The sequence below is a fragment of the Variovorax sp. RO1 genome (genome assembly GCF_002849325.1).
Lineage (GTDB): Bacteria > Pseudomonadota > Gammaproteobacteria > Burkholderiales > Burkholderiaceae_C > Variovorax.
In genome coordinates this window covers 297,494-314,684 of sequence record NZ_PKMT01000004.1, presented here as the reverse complement: position 1 = coordinate 314,684, position 17,191 = coordinate 297,494, and the positions used below count along the sequence as shown (strand labels likewise).

The following is a 17,191-nucleotide window of genomic DNA, read 5'->3' as shown; positions in this document are numbered from 1 at the left end:
TCATGCAGCGTCCGGCCCGTGGACGTCATAGCTTGAAGCACCCCAACATTGCGATGTGAACAGGTGCCGTTTCAGTTCCTGCTGGGCTTCCGGTGTTGCCTGCACCAAGAGGTGAGCCAGTGCTGACTTGGTTGTACGTGAAGCCGCTGCCGCCGCCTGTGCCGGGTAGCGCCACCATCGGCGAGATTGGGTGGGTGTGAGGGCCGACAGACTCGGCGTACTTGGTGCCGTTGATGACGACCGTCCCCGAGCTACGAATGAACCTCTCGCGCACATCGAACACGGTGAGGCGCTTGCCAGCGGTCCAGTCGGCTGCGGCACTGGCACCGCGAGTGCTTGCTGTGCCTGTCGAAGTGAGGATCGGAAGCTGTGCGTTCGTGTAGTCCGTCCACCACGCGGTGAACAGTGCTTGTGTGTCAACGTTGGCACGAGTCGCGCCGCTGCCGACATTCCCGATGGTCGATCCATCGCCTGCGACCCATCCAGTTGGAGCAGTCGCACGCATCACGAACTTGAAGTCTCCAGTCGTTGCGACCGCTAGCGCATTGATCGCCGCCTGTGTTGCTGTGCTTATCGGCTTGCTCAGGTCGGCTGTGTTGTTGACCAGATTGAGCGCTGTTGCCGTCTTCAGTGCTGCAGATGTCACGGCCCCAGTGAGACCGGCAATCGAAGCAACCGGCCCACCAGCGATGCTTGCTGCACTCGCAGCTGCCGCCGTAGCGCTTGCTGCTGCATTTACTGCGGAAGCACTTGCGTTTGTCTCAGAGACACCAGCCGCCACCTTCGATGTGTTTGCGTTCGTAGCGGACGTAGCCGCGTTTACCTCGGACACTCCCGCTGCGACCTTGGAAGCATCTGCTAGCCCCGCCTGTGTGACTGCCTGCGCCGCCGATCCAGCTGCGCCGGTCTGTGAGCTAGCGGCAGCAACTGCGCTCGCCGCAGCATTGGTTTCCGACACTCCGACAGTTGCCACCGCCGCGTTTGCAATCGTTGCCGATGCAGCCGCCGCAGATTGAGAGGAGGATGCAGCCGCCGAGCTTGCTGATGCAACATTGGCTGCATTCGAGGCGATCACCGCCTGTGCAGCTGCGAGCGCGACTTGGGCTGTGCCCGCCGTCTCCGCCCATGCTTTTGTTACAGCATCCTGCGCATTGATCGGATCGGCCAGATTGATGATCCGCTTTGTCGTTGCGTCAAGCTCACCCAAGCCATTGAGCGTCAACGGTGCAGCTGCACGTGTGTCCTGAATCGCAAGCCATGCACGGTCGAAGTCGCGATCAAGGGTGTCGGTCGGAATTGCGGCAGCCTCTTGGTAGTCAGTCTCTCTGTTCAGCACCACAAGGCGTTGGAGGATGACCAGCGTGCCGCTCGCCGGAGGTGATGGAAAGATCACCGCGCCACCGCCGCCGTTTCCGATCCCCGTAACTGTGTAGCCCGACGCCAGAACGCCGTTGAGATAGACCTTCAAGTCTGCTTGGTCGAGCAGCAGGTACGGATAGGTGAAGCTGACGGCCGAGCCGTTTCCGAAATACTTTTTGATTGGATCTTGAACTGAGACTGTCATCGTCCCTCCTCGTTGTTTTTCTTATTTATGGGTATCCGTCATGCGTAGTCGCGCTCGATGTCGATCACAGTTCCGTACGCTCGATACGGCTCGAAGCCGTTCGGATCAAGCGCAGCACCTGAGCGCAGCGAGATCGGCAACAGGTGGATCGCCTTCGCTGGGGCGTCAATGAAGTCGTCCTTGCCCTTCATGAAGCGAGGATTGAAGTCACGAAGCTGCGAAAGGAACTGCGTGTCCATCACGCTCTCGTGCACATACAAGATTCCCGCACTGAGCGGCGTCTCGTAGGCCGTCTGGATCGATTCGGACTTCTTGGTGGACGTGTGCTTGCCGTCGATTGCGATCCCCAGGCCCGCCGTGTGCTTGAGCAATAGCTGCGGCACAAACGAGCCGATGCCGTTCGTTTCGATGTAGCAAGTCGGAACGTGGAAGTCGATCAGCAGCTTGCGGACTTGCTCGCACTGGCGTTCGATCTCCCCCACGAGTGAGACAGTGCGGTGGATAAAGATTTGCCCGTCCTGCGTGCAGAGCACGATGGCGAGAACTGAGTTATCCCGGCCCGCCTTTGACAGTGACGGGTCCCAGAATGCACAGTGCGCAGTGATCTTCTTGCCGTCAAGGCGATAGAGCTTGCTTCCGTTTGACTCGATGAATTCGGGCTCGCCCTTGTACGTGCGGATGAATGCAGGGTCGAGGTAGCTGTCTTCTGCCAGCGTCGGGATCAACTGGTACTGGGAGTAGAACTCCGCCTTGCCTTTGCATGAGCGTTGAACCTGCTCGATCAGTTCCAGCGGCCAACGCTCGGGCCAGTTCGATACCCCCGTGCATGCAGGCCACTCGCCAGTCAATTTTTCGAGGAATGGAACGCGGAACGATGAGGCTCCACGGTCGATCATTTCCGGGTAGATCGAATCGACGGCGTGAGGCGTGCCGATGAACAGGCGCTTGCCGTTTGGATGCAGCAGGCGTGCAGATTCTGAGATACGGGTGCGGAGGTCGTCGCGCAGTGGCTCAGACCTGGCCGTGTTCAGAACCTCGCAGTCGTCATAGACGAGGATGTGTGCGCGGAAGCCAGTGACGTTGGAGAAGATGCCGCGTGCTGTGACGCTGAGGTTTCGGCCTGATGTTGCGCCTCGTACTCGAAAACCACGTTCAGTCCACTTGTTTGTTGAACTGAGAAGGTGCGAACAGTGCGGGTGGTTCGTGATGATCTTGGCGATGTCGCTGGACATCTTCATCGCCAGTGAGTCGTCTGCCGACTGGATCAGGAACAGCAGCGTTGGGTCACGAGCAAGCCGCCAAGCGATCCATGCGGCGCTGAGCGATGACTTGCTCGCACCACGGAAGCACTGCATCACCCCGACGTTGTTCAGCCATTGGTCGTCGTTCTCAAGGAAGTCAACCATGTCCCAGTGAAACGACGGGACGGAGCCAAACCCTTCCATGACGGCATACACCGCATAGAACTCCCTGAACCCCACTGTCGTGCCGTCAACTTGCTCGTATGTGATCGAGCTTTGCTTCTTGTTTGCCAAAGAAAATACCCCCTGAGGCCGTAGCCGTCAGGGGGTATTTATGGTTTTGGTGAGGGCGCGGTTATGTGCTCATTCGTTCCTCAGCGAGCATGCGATCTCGAGTCCTGTTGATCCGTTCGGTCTCAAGGTCGAACCGCCTCTTCTTGTTCTTCTTCACTGCCTTCTCGATCCACAGAGCGCCGTACAGGAACGCGGCAAAGCCTCCGTACCATGCAATCAGTTCAAAAATGGTCATGCTGCCTCCTGAATTTGATTGAGCACGCTTGCTGCTTGCATCGTTGCCTGCTGTGGTGCCAGATGCGCGTAGCGAGTTGTCGTGGTTGGCGACGAGTGGCCGAGCTGGTGCTGCACAACGTACAGCGACACACCAGCCTGAACGAGACGAGATGCATGGGTATGACGCAGCGTATGGAACGAGCAGCCCGTGATCCCTGCCCGCTCACATGCACTCCTGAATGCAGCACGGCACTTCAACGTCCCGCGACCCTTGCCCTTGGCGCGCTGAATCATTCCCTCAAACACCATCGTTTGCTCTTCGGCCTTCGAGGCAAGGCGGTCGGTCAGCACTTCATGCACACGGTTCGTCATCGCCAGTGCGGATTCGTTGTCTACCTTGGAGCGGTAGAGTTGAATCTGTCGCTTCTCCATGTCGATGTCTGACCACTTGAGGTTCTGAAGTTCGCCCATACGACAACCGATGTCGAGCAGCATCACAGCGAAGTGAAGGGCGTTCACGCGGCACAGCTTGGTGAATTCGTTGTCAGCGTCGAGCGTTCGGGACAGTTCGATCAGCAACTTCTTCTCTTCTGGCATCGAGAGGAAGCGCAGGCGGCCGCGATTCGCATTCAGCTTGTTCGCCTTCTTCAGTTCATCGAAGTCGATGTCAGGTACTTGGTAGCCGAGACGCTTGACGTGCTTGAACACGACACTGAGGAACACAAGCTCATAGAGGATCGTCGTGTTCTTGTTCCCCTCATTCCGACGTTCGTTGATCAGCTTCTGGATGTCTTTGTCCTTGTACGTCTCGATTGATTCGTCTCGAAGGCCATAGACACGCAGCATCTTGTGCGTGCGGTTGCATCGCTTCTTGCCGAACAGCTTGGTGCTGCATGTGGTGTACGTGGTTGGGATCGTCGTGTGGCGGTTGTCCTTGAAGTACTGAGCAATTGCCTCACTCAGCTTCATTCGGTCTGGCTCGTCCACTTCCCCCAGCGCTACCTTCTTGTAGACCTCATCGCGGTACTTGCTGAGGTACTGGGTGGCGAGGTGTCGGCTCGATGTTCCCGTTGAGCCCGAGTACGTCTTTCCCATGTAGTTGAATCGGAAGTGGAAGTTCGTACTGTTCTTTGGTTTGCGAATCATTGGTTGCCTTTCATTGCAGTTGAGGTGATGTCCACCCTCCCCTGTATTTATGAGAAAGACAACGGGAATGACCTGCTCGTCCCGGCAGAACCGCTGCGGTGCTCCCAGTTGTTGAAATGGGGTTCAGCCAGGACGGTGCTCGCTCCATCAACAAGGAGAGCGAATGCTTGAACTAGGAAAAGTGGTTGCCACGAAAGGCGCAATCGGGGCCTTCGATGACAGCGGAGAGAACCCTGTCACGTACATCACGAGACATGCAAAAGGCGATTGGGGTGATCTGCAAACAGCAGACAAGGAGGCGAACGAGTACGCTGTGGCAAACGGTTTGCGCGTCCTGAGCGTGTATTTCCTGCCACCAACGAACGTCAAGATTTACATCATCACTGAGTGGGATCGATCGGTGACAACGGTGCTTCTGCCAGACGAGTACTGAAGCACATCGACCAAAAGCGAAGGGGCCTTGCGGCCCCTTTTTTATTGTTCGTACTGCAACAGGAAGGTTGCAAGCGCCGCGGTCATCAACGGCACGCCGTCTGAGTCGTACTGCTTCAGCTTCTGTGTCGCTTGCCGAATCTGGCTTGACGTCACCTCGCCCGCTTGGTTTCCCGGTTGTGACTTCCATTCCTCGAAGTCGCGTTTCAATCGTTCGTTCATGTTTTTCTCCTTGGTCCTGTACTTATGGCTCAGAACTCAACGGTGTCCAGCCATGCTTCGTTGTACTTGCGCTCTGCCTTCTTCGCCGCAACACGCTCGATGATTGCGTCCTGCTTGATCACCTTGCCGCCGGCGTATGGGTGTGCTGCCGTCCAGTGCGTGCAGTTGAATGAGTCCACTGACTGCACAACCTGATAGCCGCGACCCGGCTCCATCGTTGCGATGGTGTCTCTGTCCGCCATGATCATTCCGGCGAACGTGAATTCCTTGCCCTTCTCACCGACATGCCACAGCTTGTACTTGACCACATGGCCGAAGATTTCTGTGACGCGGATCGTGATGACTGGGTGCTGTAGTGCTGCGTTCGTGTTGCTCATTTGTGTTTCCTCCTCAAGAAAAATGAATGGGTCGGGAGTCGAGCACCGCATGTGCTGTTCTCACCGACCCATTTATTTAGAGAAGGTCGCCAGAAAACCGAAGAAATTCCTCAGTTCCCTAGCGAGCTACTGTTTCAGTTCTGCTGCTTGTCCCTCCACGCACGGTACTCTTCAAGCAGCATCGGCAGATCGGTTCGCAGATCACCAGTGAGTGGCGTCTGGCCGTACGTGATGCGCTCATGGTTGAGCGGCCCTCTCACCACATCGTCATGCAGCAGCGACCCAATCGCTCCGAGATACCAGCGGTACTGCCTCACTTCAAGGCCATCATCGTGCTCTTCGATGTACAGCCGACGATTCGCCTCTACGATCTCTGGCACGTCACTGAACAGCTTGTCCACTTCCGACTCGCTGGAAAGATCGACCATCACGTTTGCGATGAGGCTAGCGACCGTGCGAACCTGATCGATCGCTTTACCGTCGCATCGAATGATCCTCGCGCATTCGCCGTAGGCATTGATGAGCGACTCAAGCGCCGCATCGGTCCGGGCGTTGCCAGTGGTTAGGGAGAGTTTGCTCATGCTGCACCTCCTTCCTGCTTTGCCAGCTCGACCATCACAGCCTTGATCGCCTCGCACTTCGCTTCCCATTCACGGTAGAGGTTCAGATCTCCGACCTCTTCAACAATCGCCGCCTTCCACAGGCAGATGTTGTAGGTGACGTTCACGGATGCTGCGGTCCACGCGTTGCCTCCGAAGTCTTCCTCCCGGAAGCACACCTGCTCATGAATCAGGTCCAGGTCCGACATCACCAAACTGATGACGTTTTGAAGTTTTTGATTGCTGTTACTCATTTAAATTTTTCCTTTAAGAATGTCTTTTTGAATAGAAGTCAGGGGAAATCCCAGCTTCGCCTTTGCCTCAAGCCACATCTGAGCTTGTGTGGAGGTGATCTCCATCACATTCTTTTCAGTGGCCGACGAGATGAATAGCCGCTCGCAGCAGCCGCATTTGTACAAATAGAACGTATCGCTCATTTAAAACTCCCTAGTAAATTGAAATACAAACAAAAAGAGCCACAGCCGTTTGAGGGTGTGACTCTCTTCCTACACCGATAAAACTAGATTAGATTTACCTCTATAAAACCTCCTATAAAAGTTGATTTGTGAGCGTTACGCCTTCAAGGGATAGGCTCACTACTGATAGTGGTTGAACGAGTTATCCTTCCCTACCCTCTTTATTGGGGTATTCGGAATGCGAAATCTGAAGTCCAACCCAAATTGTTAAGGAGCAACCCTCTTTCGAGGCATTCGTTCTGGCGATGCAGAAGCGATGAGTTAATGTATTTTTTTGACGCTAGGAATTCGCTAGTCAATTAATTTCCTCAATTGATCTGTTATGCTTTTTGGATGGAAAAGAACCCGTACAAGCTCTGGTGGAAATGCCTTCAGCTGGTCCCGTTGAAGGACTGGAAGGCGTCAGTGAGGAAAGACCTCGGCACGGCACAGTCGCTCTCGTTCGAGGACTGGTGGGATGAGGTGGGCGAGCTGCTGGAGGAAGTGCCGCCGTTCATCTCAAGGGTGATCGACACCAAGGAAGAGGCCGAGCAATGGAGCCTCTGGGAGACGGACGAGCTCGGGCTGAACGAGGCTGTGCTGCTCGTCAACCTTGCGAACCCAACATCGGTGCTCCTGGCCGACATCGAGCAGAAGCTGAAGTCACTGAAGAAGGTCAAGCGCGGCCGACCCGTGCGGGAGTCGTTTGCCGAGTACCCCCTTGCGCGCCTACCGAACGTTGCTCAGATCAACAAGCTGCTGGATGTCTTCCATGCGCGGGTGATCGAGGAAAAGAAGCTGTGGGAGGTGGCGGTCGAACTTCGCCTTGCCCCTCAGGCCAAGCCAAGTGATGCGGACGGAAAGAACATCCTGAACGCCGTTGCTGGTCGTGCCGTCAAGCAGGCGCATGCGTTGATCTGGAATGCCTCACAGGGGTCATTCCCCTCGTACTAGCTTTTGGACGGCTGGCGGTAGTTCGCCATGCTGGGTCAAGTATTCGGAGGTGTAGTCGTACAGGTCGAGGAAGTCTTGATGACCGGCCTCCGGTTCGAACTGAGTGCCGTAGTACCTGACCTTCTCGGCCAGGTTGTCCAGCACCTTCCATTCCTCAGCGGCAACCAGCAGCTCGAAGTCGGCTCTGGATGCGTTCGCTACGAACTTCCATTCCTTCCTGCTGATGCCGTGGATGTCAGTCAAGAGGAAGCTCCGACTGCACAGCCAGGAGCAGTTGGTACTTCGACTGTGCAAGCTGTGCCTGTAGCTTGGATCGCTTGAGCGCTTGGTGCTGGTTGTAGATGACGATCAGCAGTGTGCCGATTGCGAGCGGTGTGAGGATGGTGATGAGTTCCATGAGTGCTTCCTTTCAAGATGCACTTCTATTTATGCGGAGGACCCATCCCGCTTCGATTTCCCCGGCGAGGAATGTTGTGTTCGATCCGTCATAAATACAGGCATGAAGGAGACCAACATGAACATCGACCGCATCAACGCTGCATGGCCCCTCTTTGAAAAGTACTGCTCTACATCCAACCGGAGATGGCGCCTTCACGAAAAGCTGCGCCACCCGAACAACATGACGCTTGAGGAAATGAAGGCTACTGCGAACGAAGCCTGTCGCCTCGGCAAAGAAGCCTCCGACCTGCTCACTCTATACGGTGAGCAGTCAGGCTCTTTACCCCATTAAAAAGAAAACATTGGGGTGAAAGCTGAGGTTAGTAACCATTAACCTATTTTTTTGCTTCGGTTCTGTCCATCGACATAAATACATTCAAGGTCTTGGACAACCCCACCGTAACGATCACTTCGAAACCCACGATAAAAGCTGTCCAAGGCCGTCGTGGGTTTCCTCATTTCCGAAACCCAAACCTAACTTCTCAGCACTATGCCGAGAGACCGGGCGAGAGAACAGATGAACGTGTCCCAACACTTGCAACGTCTGCCAGTATCGCCAGAGCACATAGCTCAAAGCTGCATCGGGTTCCTTGATGATCGATGACAACCAGCAGACCGAACGGATCACTTCACAACTGGTCCATCGTCAAGGCGGAACGCAACTGCAGCGATGACGTTAGGCAGGCATGGTCAGGGGCTCTCACCGCAAATTAGATTTTTGCGGCAGGCATTAGGGATAACTGTGTCCAAAATTTCTTGGATGAAATCAATCAACTGAACAGATGCGACGAAAGGAGCAGATGTGAAGGTGATTCGCGCAGCGACAAGTTGTTCTCCTCTCCGACTTCAGTCAAACTCAACAAGCAGATGAATTAAATGATGGAGATGAATCCAATTTCCCTACAAACGAGTGCTACGGTAACAGGAACCCCGTGCGGGTCGCTGTATGCATTGATTTGCCCATCAGTAAATCTAACAAGCAGGTGAAGGAAGACCGACACCTGCTACTCAGAACTACCTGCTACGGGTAAGAGTGTAGCCCTCATCTGTTTGTGTAAAAATAAACAATACTTTCGGCTCTTCCAAATTGCCTACGCCTACTATTGGCCTTCCATTTTGCTTGCCAACGGAAGTCATTACCGGCTCGGCATTAAGGATCACTTTAAAAAGAGCGGTGAGGTCCGGATGACCTTCAATAGTCCCATCAAAACCACTCAGCTCCAGCGTTGGCTTGCTCATTCTTCTTCCAAGTAAACGACCAAAATCGGCCAATGACATTGTTGCATAAATACATCTGTCGCCTGTGAAGGTCACATCTCCTTAAGAAGCAAGTAGGCCCACATTCAAACAGGTGTGGGCCTTTTGTTTTTTCATCCGGGACTACCTAGCACGGGAAATCAGGTGGCATCAGCCCCATAAATAGGTGATGCACCAAAGGATTTCCATGTACGGACGACAACCAAACCCAGCCATTCCGGTTCACATCTACTTCATCTACACAGCAGACGGACGGAAATTCCAGACACAGAAGCCAGTACTGGGTGTATCACTTGCCAAACATGTCGCGTTCTATTTGAAGCAACTGCACAAGCAAGGATGGATTGACGATGACGAGCTTGTTAGGCAGATCGTCAAGCTCAACAAGATCATGAAGGAGTTCAATGCATCCTTCGTTGAGCGTCGCCTGAAAGCTGTCGGCAGCTACCACAGACGGAAAAAAGAAAAGGGCCTTGCGGCCCTTGAGGATTGAGATGAGGTCGTCTTACTTCTTCACGACCTTCTTTGCTGCAACTTTCCGTGGTGCCTTCGGCTCCTTGGGAGCTTTCGGCTCACGCTTCCTGCGATAGACAACCCGTGCCGTCTCGCCGACCTTCTGCTTAGCCAGGAAGTCCAGCAGCTTCAACATCGAGACAGAGTGCTTGGTAGCCAGGTCGTCCAATTGATCCATCACTGCTCCGAGCCCTTCCATTCCGACAGCCAGCTCCTTCGTCTTCGATTGCTCCTTCTCCAGACGAGCCTTGAGGTTTGCCATCCGTTCCGCCCTCGCCTTTTCCTCCTTGGCAATCAGAGCTTCCAGTTGAGCTTGACGCTTGGACGTTGCAGCAGAGGTAGCAGTGGTTTGTTCGGTCATGGTTGTTTCCTTGAATCAAATAAGTGAATTGAAATAGATGAATTGAATTACTTCTTTTTGCATGTCAGCAGTGCATTGATGAACTTCTCCTTTTCCGTTTGAGACATCCGAACCTTCCACTCATCAGCCTCAATAGAGAACATGATGTTTTGGAAGTACTGATCGACAAACTGAAATGCCTCGTCAAAAGACTTCCCCTTGACCGACATCAGCAGTTCTTTAATCGTTTCGTTCATTTCGTTTCCTTGGTTTGTTAATCGATGACGTGACCATCAACACGAGTTCAATCAAGGTCAACATCTCAAGTGGAAATGAGCTGACATCTCAGTCTGGTATTTGTTTTTCTCCAGCAAACGCCTATGTCAAAAACCTCCTTGACCACATCAATAGCATCAAGAAGACATCCAAGATAGACATGGATGAATGGACTAATAGAAGAGAAGGATTGAGAGAGGCAATGAAACCAACGAAGAACAGCCACAGTTCTTCTATTGCTAGCTCAACTCTTCAAGACAGTCAGGCGGTTTCGATGCCGCTCCCACTGCAAAGAGAGTGGCCTCCGTGAGCTTTATCGATGTGTGAGACGACCTAGACAGACCTGCATTTGTCTGTGGTACCTCACAAATTGAATCGATCCTGCTGCCTTGATGGTCGATTCAAATCCTGAATCGCTGCGACATGGACGATTCAAATAATTTTAGCCGGCTATAACCCTATTGTTTTTGCGTGGTCCTTGCATCAGATTTGGGATCACATCGCGGCTGTAGCTGGGAGGAAGCATGTCATCCATAGTGATTTGCTCGCCCACCTCCTAGAAGACGTTTCCCAGACGTGCTGGTGCCATCCCACCAACCAGACCGTTTCAGTCGCTTCTCGGCCGTTCTACTGCCTGCAATCCACATTGAGACCTGACGAGCATGTACCGCAGCGAGAGCGACATTGCTCCAGGTCTTCTCGCTCGCTGGGGAAGCTCACAGTGATGAATGCTGGGCGTCCGCTGCGGAGAACTTTTTGGCTCGACCGTATAGCTCCCCGGCGAAAAACGGGTATGCCCCAGAAAGGAATCTGCCCAGAATTTTTATAGACGACTTTGAAATTGCGCGATTTTTCAAAACCGTCCATTACGGGACCAGTGCTTCAACGGCCTATTCAACTTCTTTCCATAAATAGCCCCATTCAATCAAACCGAATGGGAGAAAAAGAATGGGAAAAGGAAGTAAAGGACCAAGCATGCAGGACCAACTGATGCTTCAGCTCCAAGCTGAAGCACGTGCTGGTGCTGAACGTGACCGCTTGAAGGCAGAGCAAGACGCCGAGCGAAGCCGCATCGACAACCAGATGTCGTTCGAACGCGAGGCCCAGAGTCAACGAATGCTGCAACTCCAGCAGCAGTCCGACCAGCAACGCCAGCAGTACCAAGACCAACTGGCGGCGGACAAGCAGAAAGAGCAAGACCGTCTGTTGCAAGAAGAGCAGCAAAAGGAACTCGCCGCACAACAAGAAGCTGAGAAGGCACGCAACAACAGCGAGCTCAACAGCCAACAACTCGCCGCAGACCAAGCACGCCGCAAGACGTACCTGGAGTCGTTCTATTACTTGGACGACGACAACAACTACGACGACGCCAACCAAAGCCTGAGCACGCGACGCAAGCAAGCGTCCAAGGCTGGGTAAGGAGCGTTCTTATGGCACTGAAACGAGTGACAGAGAAACGCACCGGCCAACGTGGTGTGTGGGAAGCCAGTGGTGGCGATGTCGAGATGACGCAAGTCGGTGTCGAGGACTACACGTACGACTGGGTGACTGGTTGGACGAGCGAAGAGACAGGCCAGTTCTATGCGCTGGCACCAGAGGGCTTCGAAGGATTCGGCGGCATTGAGATGAATGGCAGGCAGGCTGTCAATGCGTCGTACGTGCAGCAGCGTGAGCAAGTGGTCAAGCAGCTGGATTGGGACTACCAGCTTGCGCGTGAACGTGAGCAGATCGAAGCGCAGAACGCCACACAACGCGCTGAATGGCAATCACAGCTCCAGGCGCAGGCGGACGCATTCAACCAGCAACAAGCGGAGCTTCAACGGCAACAGGCAGCACAGGCCGCTCAGTTCGAAGCGGAACGTGCAGCACGTGAGGCAGAGCGCGTAGCTGCTGAGAAGGCGAAGCACGAGAAGTTGGCGGCTGAACAAAAGATCAGCAACGAGACTATGTTGGGCGACATGTTGCGTGTTGCGAACGTCAAGGACAACGACTTGGTTGCGCAAGAGGACAAGAAGGTCCTCGGTGCAGATGACAAGCAGCAGTTGTTCGCACCCGGCCAGCAAGACGAAGAAGAAAAAACAAAAGCGAAGCAATCCCTCCTTGAGCGAATCATGACGAGCGGAGTGACAGGCGCACCAAAACAATAAAAACAAGGAAGGTCGCTATGGGAGACAACAAAGGACAAGAGATCCTGAAGTCATTCAAACGCCTGCAATCACAACGCAGCGTTCTTGAACAGACATGGAAGGAAGCTTTCGAATACTCGTACCCGCTGCGAGGTCAAGGCTTCTACGGCAACGACGATCCGTTCACGAATGCAACGAGAGCACGCACGGATCAAGCCAAACTGTTTGACAGCACAGGGACGGATGCATGCCGCCTGTTGTCAGCATCAATGATCGGCGGCCTGACACCGAGCACGTCTCAGTGGTTCAGTCTTTCCGTCCCGAACACACCTGACGCCTACATTCCGCGGCCTGTGCGTGCGTGGCTGCAGCAGTCGTCCGAGACGTTGTTCTCGATGATCCACTCTTCGAACTACAACGCCGAGGCGTACGAGTTCTTCATCGACATCGCGGTTGCTGGTCAGGCCGGCTTGTTCATTGAGATGAACGAAGAGTCAGGTCGCCTGCATTTCGAACACTGGCCCCTTGCAAGTCTGTACATCGCAGACAGCACCAAGGCTCAGAAGGTCGATACCGTCTACCGCCGCTTGATGATGACTGTGGCAGAGGCGGCGGAAAAGTTCGGTGCCGCCAACCTTCCTCCGTCAGCGAAGAGCTTGCTGGAGAACGACCCGACAAGCATCGTCAAGCACCCGTACATCCACTGCATCCGTCCTCGCTTCCGAGCTGGCAAACGCTCAGCGGGAAAGATGGCGAAGGCGATGCCGTTCGAATCGACGTACGTCTGTGAGAAGTCGGGCGAGGTCTGCTACGAGTCTGGCTACCAAGAGTTTCCGTTGGTCATCCCTCGCTGGTCCGTCATCCCGGGAACAGAGTACGCAGTCGGCCCGTTGAACGACGCACTGCCAGACGTGAAGACGTTGAACAAGCTGGTCGAGATGGTGCTGACGAACGGTGAGATGGCAATCGCTGGGACGTTCGTGGCGAAGCATGACGGCGTGTTCAACCCGTCAACCGTCCGCATCGGCCCCCGCAAGGTGATCATGGTCGCCGATCCAGACAACATCAAGCCTCTGGCATCCGGCGGCAACTGGCGTATCGCTGAAGGCGAAATCATGCGCCTTCAGGGTCAGATCAAGCGCGTGATGATGTCGGACGAGCTGGCACCTTCGCAGAGCGGCGCACCGATGACCGCTGAAGAGGTTCGTACTCGCACGCAGATCATCCGACAAATTCTCGGTCCTACGTTCAGCCGCCTCCAAGCTGAGTTCCTGAACCCCCTGATCGAGCGTTGCTTCAACCTGGCCTTCCGCGCTGGTCTCCTCGGTCAGCCACCGGATGAGTTGATGGAGATGCGCTTCATTCCTGAGTTCAAGTCACCACTCGCCCGTGCGCAGCGCATGGACGATGTGACGGCGATGGATCGCTACGAATCCAGCCTTGCTCAGTCGATGCAGGCGTTCGGACCTCAAGTCGCTGACACGTATGACGTGGACAAGGCTGCACAGAAGCGAGCAGAGATTCTCGGCATCCCCGTAGAACTGATGCGCGATCAACGCGAGATCGATCAGATTCGCCAGCAACGTGCGCAAGCAGAAGCTGAGGCCGCTCAACGTGAGGCAGCAGCGCGCGCATTGAGCGCGCGCCCAGAGCCAGGACAGGCAAACGAACTGGTTGATCAGATCACGCAATAAACGCGTCGGGCGGTTTGCATAAATAGAAGTGAAAGGAATCACATCTATGTACCAACCCGTTGACGCGCAAGCGTATCAATCCCTCTTTGCACGAGACACAACCGGGCAGAAGGTCCTCGAAGACCTGACTGCCCTGTTCTACGACATCGCCAGCTACACCAGAGAAGACCCGTACCACACCGCCTTCCTCGAAGGGCAGCGAAGTGTTGTGCGATTCGTCTTGCAGAAGCTCGCACAACTACCCGATGAGGCACAAGACGAATGACATTCAAGCGCAAGACACCAGCACCCGAAGTGCAAGCAACACCAGTACAGCCAGCACCGAAGGCGTGGAAGTACGAAGACGGCGTGACAGCAGACACGCCACAAGAGATTCGTGAGCAATGGCTCGCCGAATACAAGCGCCGTCAGAAGGAAGTTCTTCCTGAGACCGGCACAAAAGCAGACTTGTTCAAGCAGGTCAGATAACAACAAGAAAAGGAGCCTGCAATGGCAGACAACTCACAAGACCAAAAATCCGCGCCAGCAACTGAGACAGCTACACCCGCTGCGACAGTGCTGACACCTCAAGCTCAAACAACCGTCCCTGCAACACCAGCAGAGAAGCCAGTCGACACGACTGCGAAGGTCGAGGCAAAGGCTGAAGACAGCGGCGACGATGAAGACCTCAGCTGGGTTCCAGCCAAGTTCCTCCGTGACGGCAAGCCTGATTTCCAGAACCTGGCTAAGAGCTACCAGTCTCTCGAGAAGAAGATCAGCACCAAGGGCAACTTCGCTCCTGAATCTGTCGATGCCTACGAGTACACACCGAAGTCAATCCAGCTGGATGATGAGTCGAACAAGGCTTTCAAGGAAGACGCACTGAAGGCTGGCCTGACGCCTGCGCAATACCAGTGGGCACTTGAGCAATACGAGAAGGCATACGAGCAAACGACCGACACCCCAGAGAAGGCGAAGGTGTACCTGGAGAAGCAATGGGGTTCTGACTACGAAAAGAACGTGCAGAACGCAATCAACGCGTTTGAAACGTACGTGCCCTCACACATTCCAATTGAAGTGATCGGGAACAACCCTTTCATCATCGACATCCTTTCCCGCATCGGCAGCGAACTGGGTGAAGACGTGACGCGAGTTAAGTCCTCGGGACCTGTCGGCGTCGGCAAAGACGAGATTCGCAAGATGATGGCCCATCCCGACTACTACAAGAACACGAAGACCGGAAAAGAGCTCCAAGGCAAGGTTGCCGACTGGTACGCGAAGAACAGCAAGTAACCAAATCAGACCAAACACATCAAGGCTCCCTCGGGAGCCTTTTTTTCTTGTGCTGTGAATTTTCAGCACCGCAATAAATAGGAATAACGAAAGACCGAACAGATACGCGATTGCCCTGTGTAGGTGAAGTAGTTGAGGCCCTTCGAAGGACGAAGACAAGCCAGCAATCAATTAACTCCTGCCTAACAAAAACAAAAAGAAGGGGCAACCATGGCTAACACACAACCAAACATTTTCATTCCTCAGTTCTCCGAGGAAATCCACCAAGTATTCCAGCAGTCCAACACAAAGCTGCGTAGCGCAGTCCGTCAAGCGAACGGCGTGATTGGATCCACGTATGGCTTCCCTATCCTCGGCAAGGGCACAGCGGCACAGAAGCCACGCAACGGCAACCTAGTTCCGTTTGAAGGCGATCACAGCCGCGTTGTCGCAACACTGGGCGACTGGTATTCCACAGAGTACTTGGATGACCTCGACGAGATCAAGACCAACGTTGCTCTCCGCCAAGAGTATGTGACTCAGGTCACGAGCACGATCAACCGCAAGCTCGATGAAATCATCATCACAGCGGCTCTTGCTGGCTCCAACGTCACAGGCACAACGGCTGGTGGGTGGACATACGCAAAGCACTTGGAAGCTTTCACACTGTTGAATGCAGCTGACGTAGATGAAGCAGACCGCTTCATGGTCATCGGCTCCAAGGCTCTCAGCGAAATGATGAACGAAGTAAAGGTCATCAGTGCTGACTACACAGCAGGTCTGTTGCCAGCAGTGTCCGGCGAAGTTGGCAAGTTCATGGGATTCAACGTCATCGTTTCGAACTTGCTGCCGACAGCAACGAACGTTCAAACGGCTCTTTACTTCAACAAGCGCGCGGTCGGCTTGGCAATCGGCCAAGAACCAAAGGTGGCAGTGGAGCGTGTCGTTCAGATGGACGCATGGCAAGTGATGGCGAAGATCAGCGCAGGCGCTGTAATCATCGACCCAACGGGTGTGATCGAGATGCCTTGCGCAGTCTAAGCAACCTAGGTGAATGAACAAGGGCTCCGTTTGGAGCCCTTTCTTTTTGCCTGCTCGATAAATACACAGCCGGTGAGCAGCGCGACGTGTTTTCTTTCATTGCTCATTTGTCAGTCGCCTCTCATCCGGTCCACCGTTTCCATAAATACCCCCTAACGAATCCATCTAGGGGGATGTCTCATGGCAATGGTCAGCGCAGTCTCGATCTGCAACATCGCACTTGCGCAACTCGGCGCAAATCCAATTCACAGTCTGAACGACGCAGGGACGGAAGCCGCTCTCTGCAACACGTTCTATGAGCAACTCGTTCGCGCATACCTCGACAAGCACCCGTGGAACTTCGCCATCCGTCGCATCGAGCTACCGCCAGATGTCGAAACGCCGCTCTACCAATACAAGTATCAGTTCACGCTCCCGGCGGATTGCCTGCGCATCCTGACTGTTGACGGCGACCAGAAGTACAACGCTGAAGGCCGTCGCATCGTCACGAACAAGAGCACGTGCTTCCTCAAGTACGTCGCTGAAGTGACCGACACATCGCAGTGGTCGCAGGGGTTCATCGAGGTTCTGACGGCGGCGATGACACTTCGCCTCGCGTATCCGATCACCAAGAGTGCCGATCAGGTATCGCTCGCTCAGCAAAACCTCCAACTCGCCCTGCAATCGGCACTTGCCATCGACGCCTCGGAGGACATCTCAGACGACTTCGGCCCAGATGCCAGCTCGTTCATCGCCGTGAGGTTCTAAGCATGGCG

The 17,191-nt window shown here is 54.4% G+C and carries 27 protein-coding genes; 13 read left to right on the top strand and 14 right to left on the bottom strand.

The window, feature by feature from the left end; all coding sequences use genetic code 11:
• Window positions 1-25: 25 nt before the first annotated feature.
• The 4 genes from CY658_RS21800 to CY658_RS21790 form a co-directional block, all read right to left on the bottom strand.
• Window positions 26-1,564: a phage tail fiber domain-containing protein gene (locus CY658_RS21800; protein WP_101492182.1), complete on the bottom strand. Its 1,539-nt coding sequence runs from the start codon at window positions 1,562-1,564 to the stop codon at window positions 26-28.
• A gap of 38 nt (window positions 1,565-1,602) precedes the next feature.
• Window positions 1,603-3,099: a phage terminase large subunit gene (gene terL / locus CY658_RS21795; RefSeq protein ID WP_143713751.1), complete on the bottom strand. Its 1,497-nt coding sequence runs from the start codon at window positions 3,097-3,099 to the stop codon at window positions 1,603-1,605.
• Between the two features lie 61 nt (window positions 3,100-3,160).
• Complete coding sequence (locus tag CY658_RS32820; RefSeq protein ID WP_180839015.1) at window positions 3,161-3,334, bottom strand: hypothetical protein; 174 nt, start codon at window positions 3,332-3,334, stop codon at window positions 3,161-3,163.
• Complete coding sequence (locus CY658_RS21790) at window positions 3,331-4,410, bottom strand: tyrosine-type recombinase/integrase (RefSeq protein WP_180839014.1); 1,080 nt, start codon at window positions 4,408-4,410, stop codon at window positions 3,331-3,333. The genes CY658_RS32820 and CY658_RS21790 overlap by 4 nt, the downstream gene beginning before the upstream one ends.
• 214 nt (window positions 4,411-4,624) lie before the next feature.
• On the opposite strand from CY658_RS21790, the gene CY658_RS21785 reads away from it, so the two are divergent.
• Window positions 4,625-4,894 (top strand): hypothetical protein, encoded by a 270-nt coding sequence (locus CY658_RS21785; protein ID WP_101492179.1) that lies wholly within the window; start codon window positions 4,625-4,627, stop codon window positions 4,892-4,894.
• 41 nt (window positions 4,895-4,935) lie between these two features.
• Here the strand turns inward: CY658_RS21785 and CY658_RS21780 are convergent, their stop codons facing one another.
• From CY658_RS21780 to CY658_RS21760, 5 genes are all read right to left on the bottom strand, one after another.
• Window positions 4,936-5,115, bottom strand: coding sequence for a hypothetical protein (locus tag CY658_RS21780; protein WP_101492178.1), 180 nt, complete (start codon window positions 5,113-5,115; stop codon window positions 4,936-4,938).
• A gap of 29 nt (window positions 5,116-5,144) precedes the next feature.
• On the bottom strand, window positions 5,145-5,492 hold the full coding sequence (locus tag CY658_RS21775; protein WP_101492177.1) for a hypothetical protein: 348 nt from the start codon (window positions 5,490-5,492) through the stop codon (window positions 5,145-5,147).
• A 134-nt stretch (window positions 5,493-5,626) separates the two neighbouring features.
• Window positions 5,627-6,073: a hypothetical protein gene (locus CY658_RS21770; RefSeq protein ID WP_101492176.1), complete on the bottom strand. Its 447-nt coding sequence runs from the start codon at window positions 6,071-6,073 to the stop codon at window positions 5,627-5,629.
• Window positions 6,070-6,345, bottom strand: a complete 276-nt coding sequence (locus tag CY658_RS21765) for a hypothetical protein (protein ID WP_101492175.1) — start codon at window positions 6,343-6,345, stop codon at window positions 6,070-6,072. The genes CY658_RS21770 and CY658_RS21765 overlap by 4 nt, the downstream gene beginning before the upstream one ends.
• A complete protein-coding gene (locus tag CY658_RS21760) occupies window positions 6,346-6,528 on the bottom strand; it encodes a hypothetical protein (RefSeq protein ID WP_101492174.1) in 183 nt (60 codons plus the stop codon).
• A 372-nt stretch (window positions 6,529-6,900) separates the two neighbouring features.
• On the opposite strand from CY658_RS21760, the gene CY658_RS21755 reads away from it, so the two are divergent.
• Window positions 6,901-7,500 (top strand): hypothetical protein, encoded by a 600-nt coding sequence (locus CY658_RS21755; RefSeq protein WP_101492173.1) that lies wholly within the window; start codon window positions 6,901-6,903, stop codon window positions 7,498-7,500.
• Here CY658_RS21755 and CY658_RS21750 read toward each other — a convergent pair.
• Entirely contained in the window at window positions 7,483-7,743 is a 261-nt protein-coding gene (locus CY658_RS21750; protein ID WP_101492172.1) for a hypothetical protein, read from the bottom strand. The genes CY658_RS21755 and CY658_RS21750 overlap by 18 nt on opposite strands.
• Complete coding sequence (locus tag CY658_RS32815; RefSeq protein WP_180839013.1) at window positions 7,736-7,897, bottom strand: hypothetical protein; 162 nt, start codon at window positions 7,895-7,897, stop codon at window positions 7,736-7,738. Before CY658_RS32815 ends, CY658_RS21750 begins: the two co-directional genes overlap by 8 nt.
• 117 nt (window positions 7,898-8,014) lie before the next feature.
• Here CY658_RS32815 and CY658_RS21745 point away from each other — a divergent pair, with 117 nt between their 5' ends.
• Window positions 8,015-8,230, top strand: coding sequence for a hypothetical protein (locus tag CY658_RS21745; RefSeq protein WP_143713750.1), 216 nt, complete (start codon window positions 8,015-8,017; stop codon window positions 8,228-8,230).
• 722 nt (window positions 8,231-8,952) lie between these two features.
• Here the strand turns inward: CY658_RS21745 and CY658_RS32525 are convergent.
• Window positions 8,953-9,252: a hypothetical protein gene (locus CY658_RS32525; protein ID WP_143713748.1), complete on the bottom strand. Its 300-nt coding sequence runs from the start codon at window positions 9,250-9,252 to the stop codon at window positions 8,953-8,955.
• 130 nt (window positions 9,253-9,382) lie between these two features.
• Here CY658_RS32525 and CY658_RS21740 point away from each other — a divergent pair, with 130 nt between their 5' ends.
• The gene (locus CY658_RS21740) at window positions 9,383-9,688 is read left to right on the top strand and encodes a hypothetical protein (RefSeq protein ID WP_143713746.1); all 306 of its coding nucleotides are present in this window, start codon (window positions 9,383-9,385) and stop codon (window positions 9,686-9,688) included.
• A gap of 12 nt (window positions 9,689-9,700) precedes the next feature.
• Here the strand turns inward: CY658_RS21740 and CY658_RS21735 are convergent, their stop codons facing one another.
• Together CY658_RS21735 and CY658_RS21730 are read right to left on the bottom strand one after the other, a co-directional pair.
• On the bottom strand, window positions 9,701-10,069 hold the full coding sequence (locus CY658_RS21735) for a hypothetical protein (protein ID WP_101492169.1): 369 nt from the start codon (window positions 10,067-10,069) through the stop codon (window positions 9,701-9,703).
• A 47-nt stretch (window positions 10,070-10,116) separates the two neighbouring features.
• Window positions 10,117-10,305, bottom strand: a complete 189-nt coding sequence (locus CY658_RS21730) for a hypothetical protein (protein ID WP_101492168.1) — start codon at window positions 10,303-10,305, stop codon at window positions 10,117-10,119.
• Between the two features lie 29 nt (window positions 10,306-10,334).
• On the opposite strand from CY658_RS21730, the gene CY658_RS32520 reads away from it, so the two are divergent.
• The 9 genes from CY658_RS32520 (at window position 10,335) to CY658_RS21695 (ending at window position 17,183) form a co-directional block, all read left to right on the top strand.
• Window positions 10,335-10,634 (top strand): hypothetical protein, encoded by a 300-nt coding sequence (locus tag CY658_RS32520; RefSeq protein WP_143713744.1) that lies wholly within the window; start codon window positions 10,335-10,337, stop codon window positions 10,632-10,634.
• A gap of 665 nt (window positions 10,635-11,299) precedes the next feature.
• Window positions 11,300-11,743: a hypothetical protein gene (locus CY658_RS21725; protein ID WP_101492167.1), complete on the top strand. Its 444-nt coding sequence runs from the start codon at window positions 11,300-11,302 to the stop codon at window positions 11,741-11,743.
• Between the two features lie 11 nt (window positions 11,744-11,754).
• Window positions 11,755-12,471 (top strand): hypothetical protein, encoded by a 717-nt coding sequence (locus tag CY658_RS21720; protein ID WP_101492166.1) that lies wholly within the window; start codon window positions 11,755-11,757, stop codon window positions 12,469-12,471.
• A gap of 17 nt (window positions 12,472-12,488) precedes the next feature.
• Window positions 12,489-14,144 (top strand): portal protein, encoded by a 1,656-nt coding sequence (locus CY658_RS21715; RefSeq protein WP_101492165.1) that lies wholly within the window; start codon window positions 12,489-12,491, stop codon window positions 14,142-14,144.
• A 46-nt stretch (window positions 14,145-14,190) separates the two neighbouring features.
• On the top strand, window positions 14,191-14,409 hold the full coding sequence (locus tag CY658_RS21710) for a Bbp19 family protein (RefSeq protein WP_101492164.1): 219 nt from the start codon (window positions 14,191-14,193) through the stop codon (window positions 14,407-14,409).
• On the top strand, window positions 14,406-14,612 hold the full coding sequence (locus CY658_RS32515; protein WP_143713742.1) for a hypothetical protein: 207 nt from the start codon (window positions 14,406-14,408) through the stop codon (window positions 14,610-14,612). Before CY658_RS21710 ends, CY658_RS32515 begins: the two co-directional genes overlap by 4 nt.
• A gap of 21 nt (window positions 14,613-14,633) precedes the next feature.
• Window positions 14,634-15,416: a hypothetical protein gene (locus CY658_RS21705; RefSeq protein ID WP_143713740.1), complete on the top strand. Its 783-nt coding sequence runs from the start codon at window positions 14,634-14,636 to the stop codon at window positions 15,414-15,416.
• A gap of 210 nt (window positions 15,417-15,626) precedes the next feature.
• Window positions 15,627-16,436, top strand: a complete 810-nt coding sequence (locus tag CY658_RS21700) for a phage capsid protein (protein ID WP_101492162.1) — start codon at window positions 15,627-15,629, stop codon at window positions 16,434-16,436.
• Between the two features lie 180 nt (window positions 16,437-16,616).
• Window positions 16,617-17,183: a hypothetical protein gene (locus CY658_RS21695; RefSeq protein ID WP_101492161.1), complete on the top strand. Its 567-nt coding sequence runs from the start codon at window positions 16,617-16,619 to the stop codon at window positions 17,181-17,183.
• Window positions 17,184-17,191 lie beyond the last annotated feature (8 nt).

What these genes read in the sequence shown, in the direction of transcription:
- CY658_RS21705 (WP_143713740.1), top strand. Translation starts at nt 14,634, where the DNA reads ATGGCAGACAACTCACAAGACCAAAAATCCGCGCCAGCAACTGAGACA.
- CY658_RS21780 (WP_101492178.1), bottom strand. Translation starts at nt 5,115, where the DNA reads ATGAACGAACGATTGAAACGCGACTTCGAGGAATGGAAGTCACAACCG.
- CY658_RS21730 (WP_101492168.1), bottom strand. Translation starts at nt 10,305, where the DNA reads ATGAACGAAACGATTAAAGAACTGCTGATGTCGGTCAAGGGGAAGTCT.
- CY658_RS21790 (WP_180839014.1), bottom strand. Translation starts at nt 4,410, where the DNA reads ATGGGAAAGACGTACTCGGGCTCAACGGGAACATCGAGCCGACACCTC.
- CY658_RS21720 (WP_101492166.1), top strand. Translation starts at nt 11,755, where the DNA reads ATGGCACTGAAACGAGTGACAGAGAAACGCACCGGCCAACGTGGTGTG.
- CY658_RS21755 (WP_101492173.1), top strand. Translation starts at nt 6,901, where the DNA reads ATGGAAAAGAACCCGTACAAGCTCTGGTGGAAATGCCTTCAGCTGGTC.
- CY658_RS21695 (WP_101492161.1), top strand. Translation starts at nt 16,617, where the DNA reads ATGGCAATGGTCAGCGCAGTCTCGATCTGCAACATCGCACTTGCGCAA.
- CY658_RS21760 (WP_101492174.1), bottom strand. Translation starts at nt 6,528, where the DNA reads ATGAGCGATACGTTCTATTTGTACAAATGCGGCTGCTGCGAGCGGCTA.
- CY658_RS21785 (WP_101492179.1), top strand. Translation starts at nt 4,625, where the DNA reads ATGCTTGAACTAGGAAAAGTGGTTGCCACGAAAGGCGCAATCGGGGCC.
- CY658_RS21765 (WP_101492175.1), bottom strand. Translation starts at nt 6,345, where the DNA reads ATGAGTAACAGCAATCAAAAACTTCAAAACGTCATCAGTTTGGTGATG.
- CY658_RS21710 (WP_101492164.1), top strand. Translation starts at nt 14,191, where the DNA reads ATGTACCAACCCGTTGACGCGCAAGCGTATCAATCCCTCTTTGCACGA.
- CY658_RS32815 (WP_180839013.1), bottom strand. Translation starts at nt 7,897, where the DNA reads ATGGAACTCATCACCATCCTCACACCGCTCGCAATCGGCACACTGCTG.
- CY658_RS21775 (WP_101492177.1), bottom strand. Translation starts at nt 5,492, where the DNA reads ATGAGCAACACGAACGCAGCACTACAGCACCCAGTCATCACGATCCGC.
- CY658_RS21700 (WP_101492162.1), top strand. Translation starts at nt 15,627, where the DNA reads ATGGCTAACACACAACCAAACATTTTCATTCCTCAGTTCTCCGAGGAA.
- CY658_RS32820 (WP_180839015.1), bottom strand. Translation starts at nt 3,334, where the DNA reads ATGACCATTTTTGAACTGATTGCATGGTACGGAGGCTTTGCCGCGTTC.
- CY658_RS32515 (WP_143713742.1), top strand. Translation starts at nt 14,406, where the DNA reads ATGACATTCAAGCGCAAGACACCAGCACCCGAAGTGCAAGCAACACCA.
- CY658_RS21770 (WP_101492176.1), bottom strand. Translation starts at nt 6,073, where the DNA reads ATGAGCAAACTCTCCCTAACCACTGGCAACGCCCGGACCGATGCGGCG.
- CY658_RS21735 (WP_101492169.1), bottom strand. Translation starts at nt 10,069, where the DNA reads ATGACCGAACAAACCACTGCTACCTCTGCTGCAACGTCCAAGCGTCAA.
- CY658_RS21725 (WP_101492167.1), top strand. Translation starts at nt 11,300, where the DNA reads ATGCAGGACCAACTGATGCTTCAGCTCCAAGCTGAAGCACGTGCTGGT.
- CY658_RS21715 (WP_101492165.1), top strand. Translation starts at nt 12,489, where the DNA reads ATGGGAGACAACAAAGGACAAGAGATCCTGAAGTCATTCAAACGCCTG.
- CY658_RS21745 (WP_143713750.1), top strand. Translation starts at nt 8,015, where the DNA reads ATGAACATCGACCGCATCAACGCTGCATGGCCCCTCTTTGAAAAGTAC.
- CY658_RS21800 (WP_101492182.1), bottom strand. Translation starts at nt 1,564, where the DNA reads ATGACAGTCTCAGTTCAAGATCCAATCAAAAAGTATTTCGGAAACGGC.
- CY658_RS21740 (WP_143713746.1), top strand. Translation starts at nt 9,383, where the DNA reads ATGTACGGACGACAACCAAACCCAGCCATTCCGGTTCACATCTACTTC.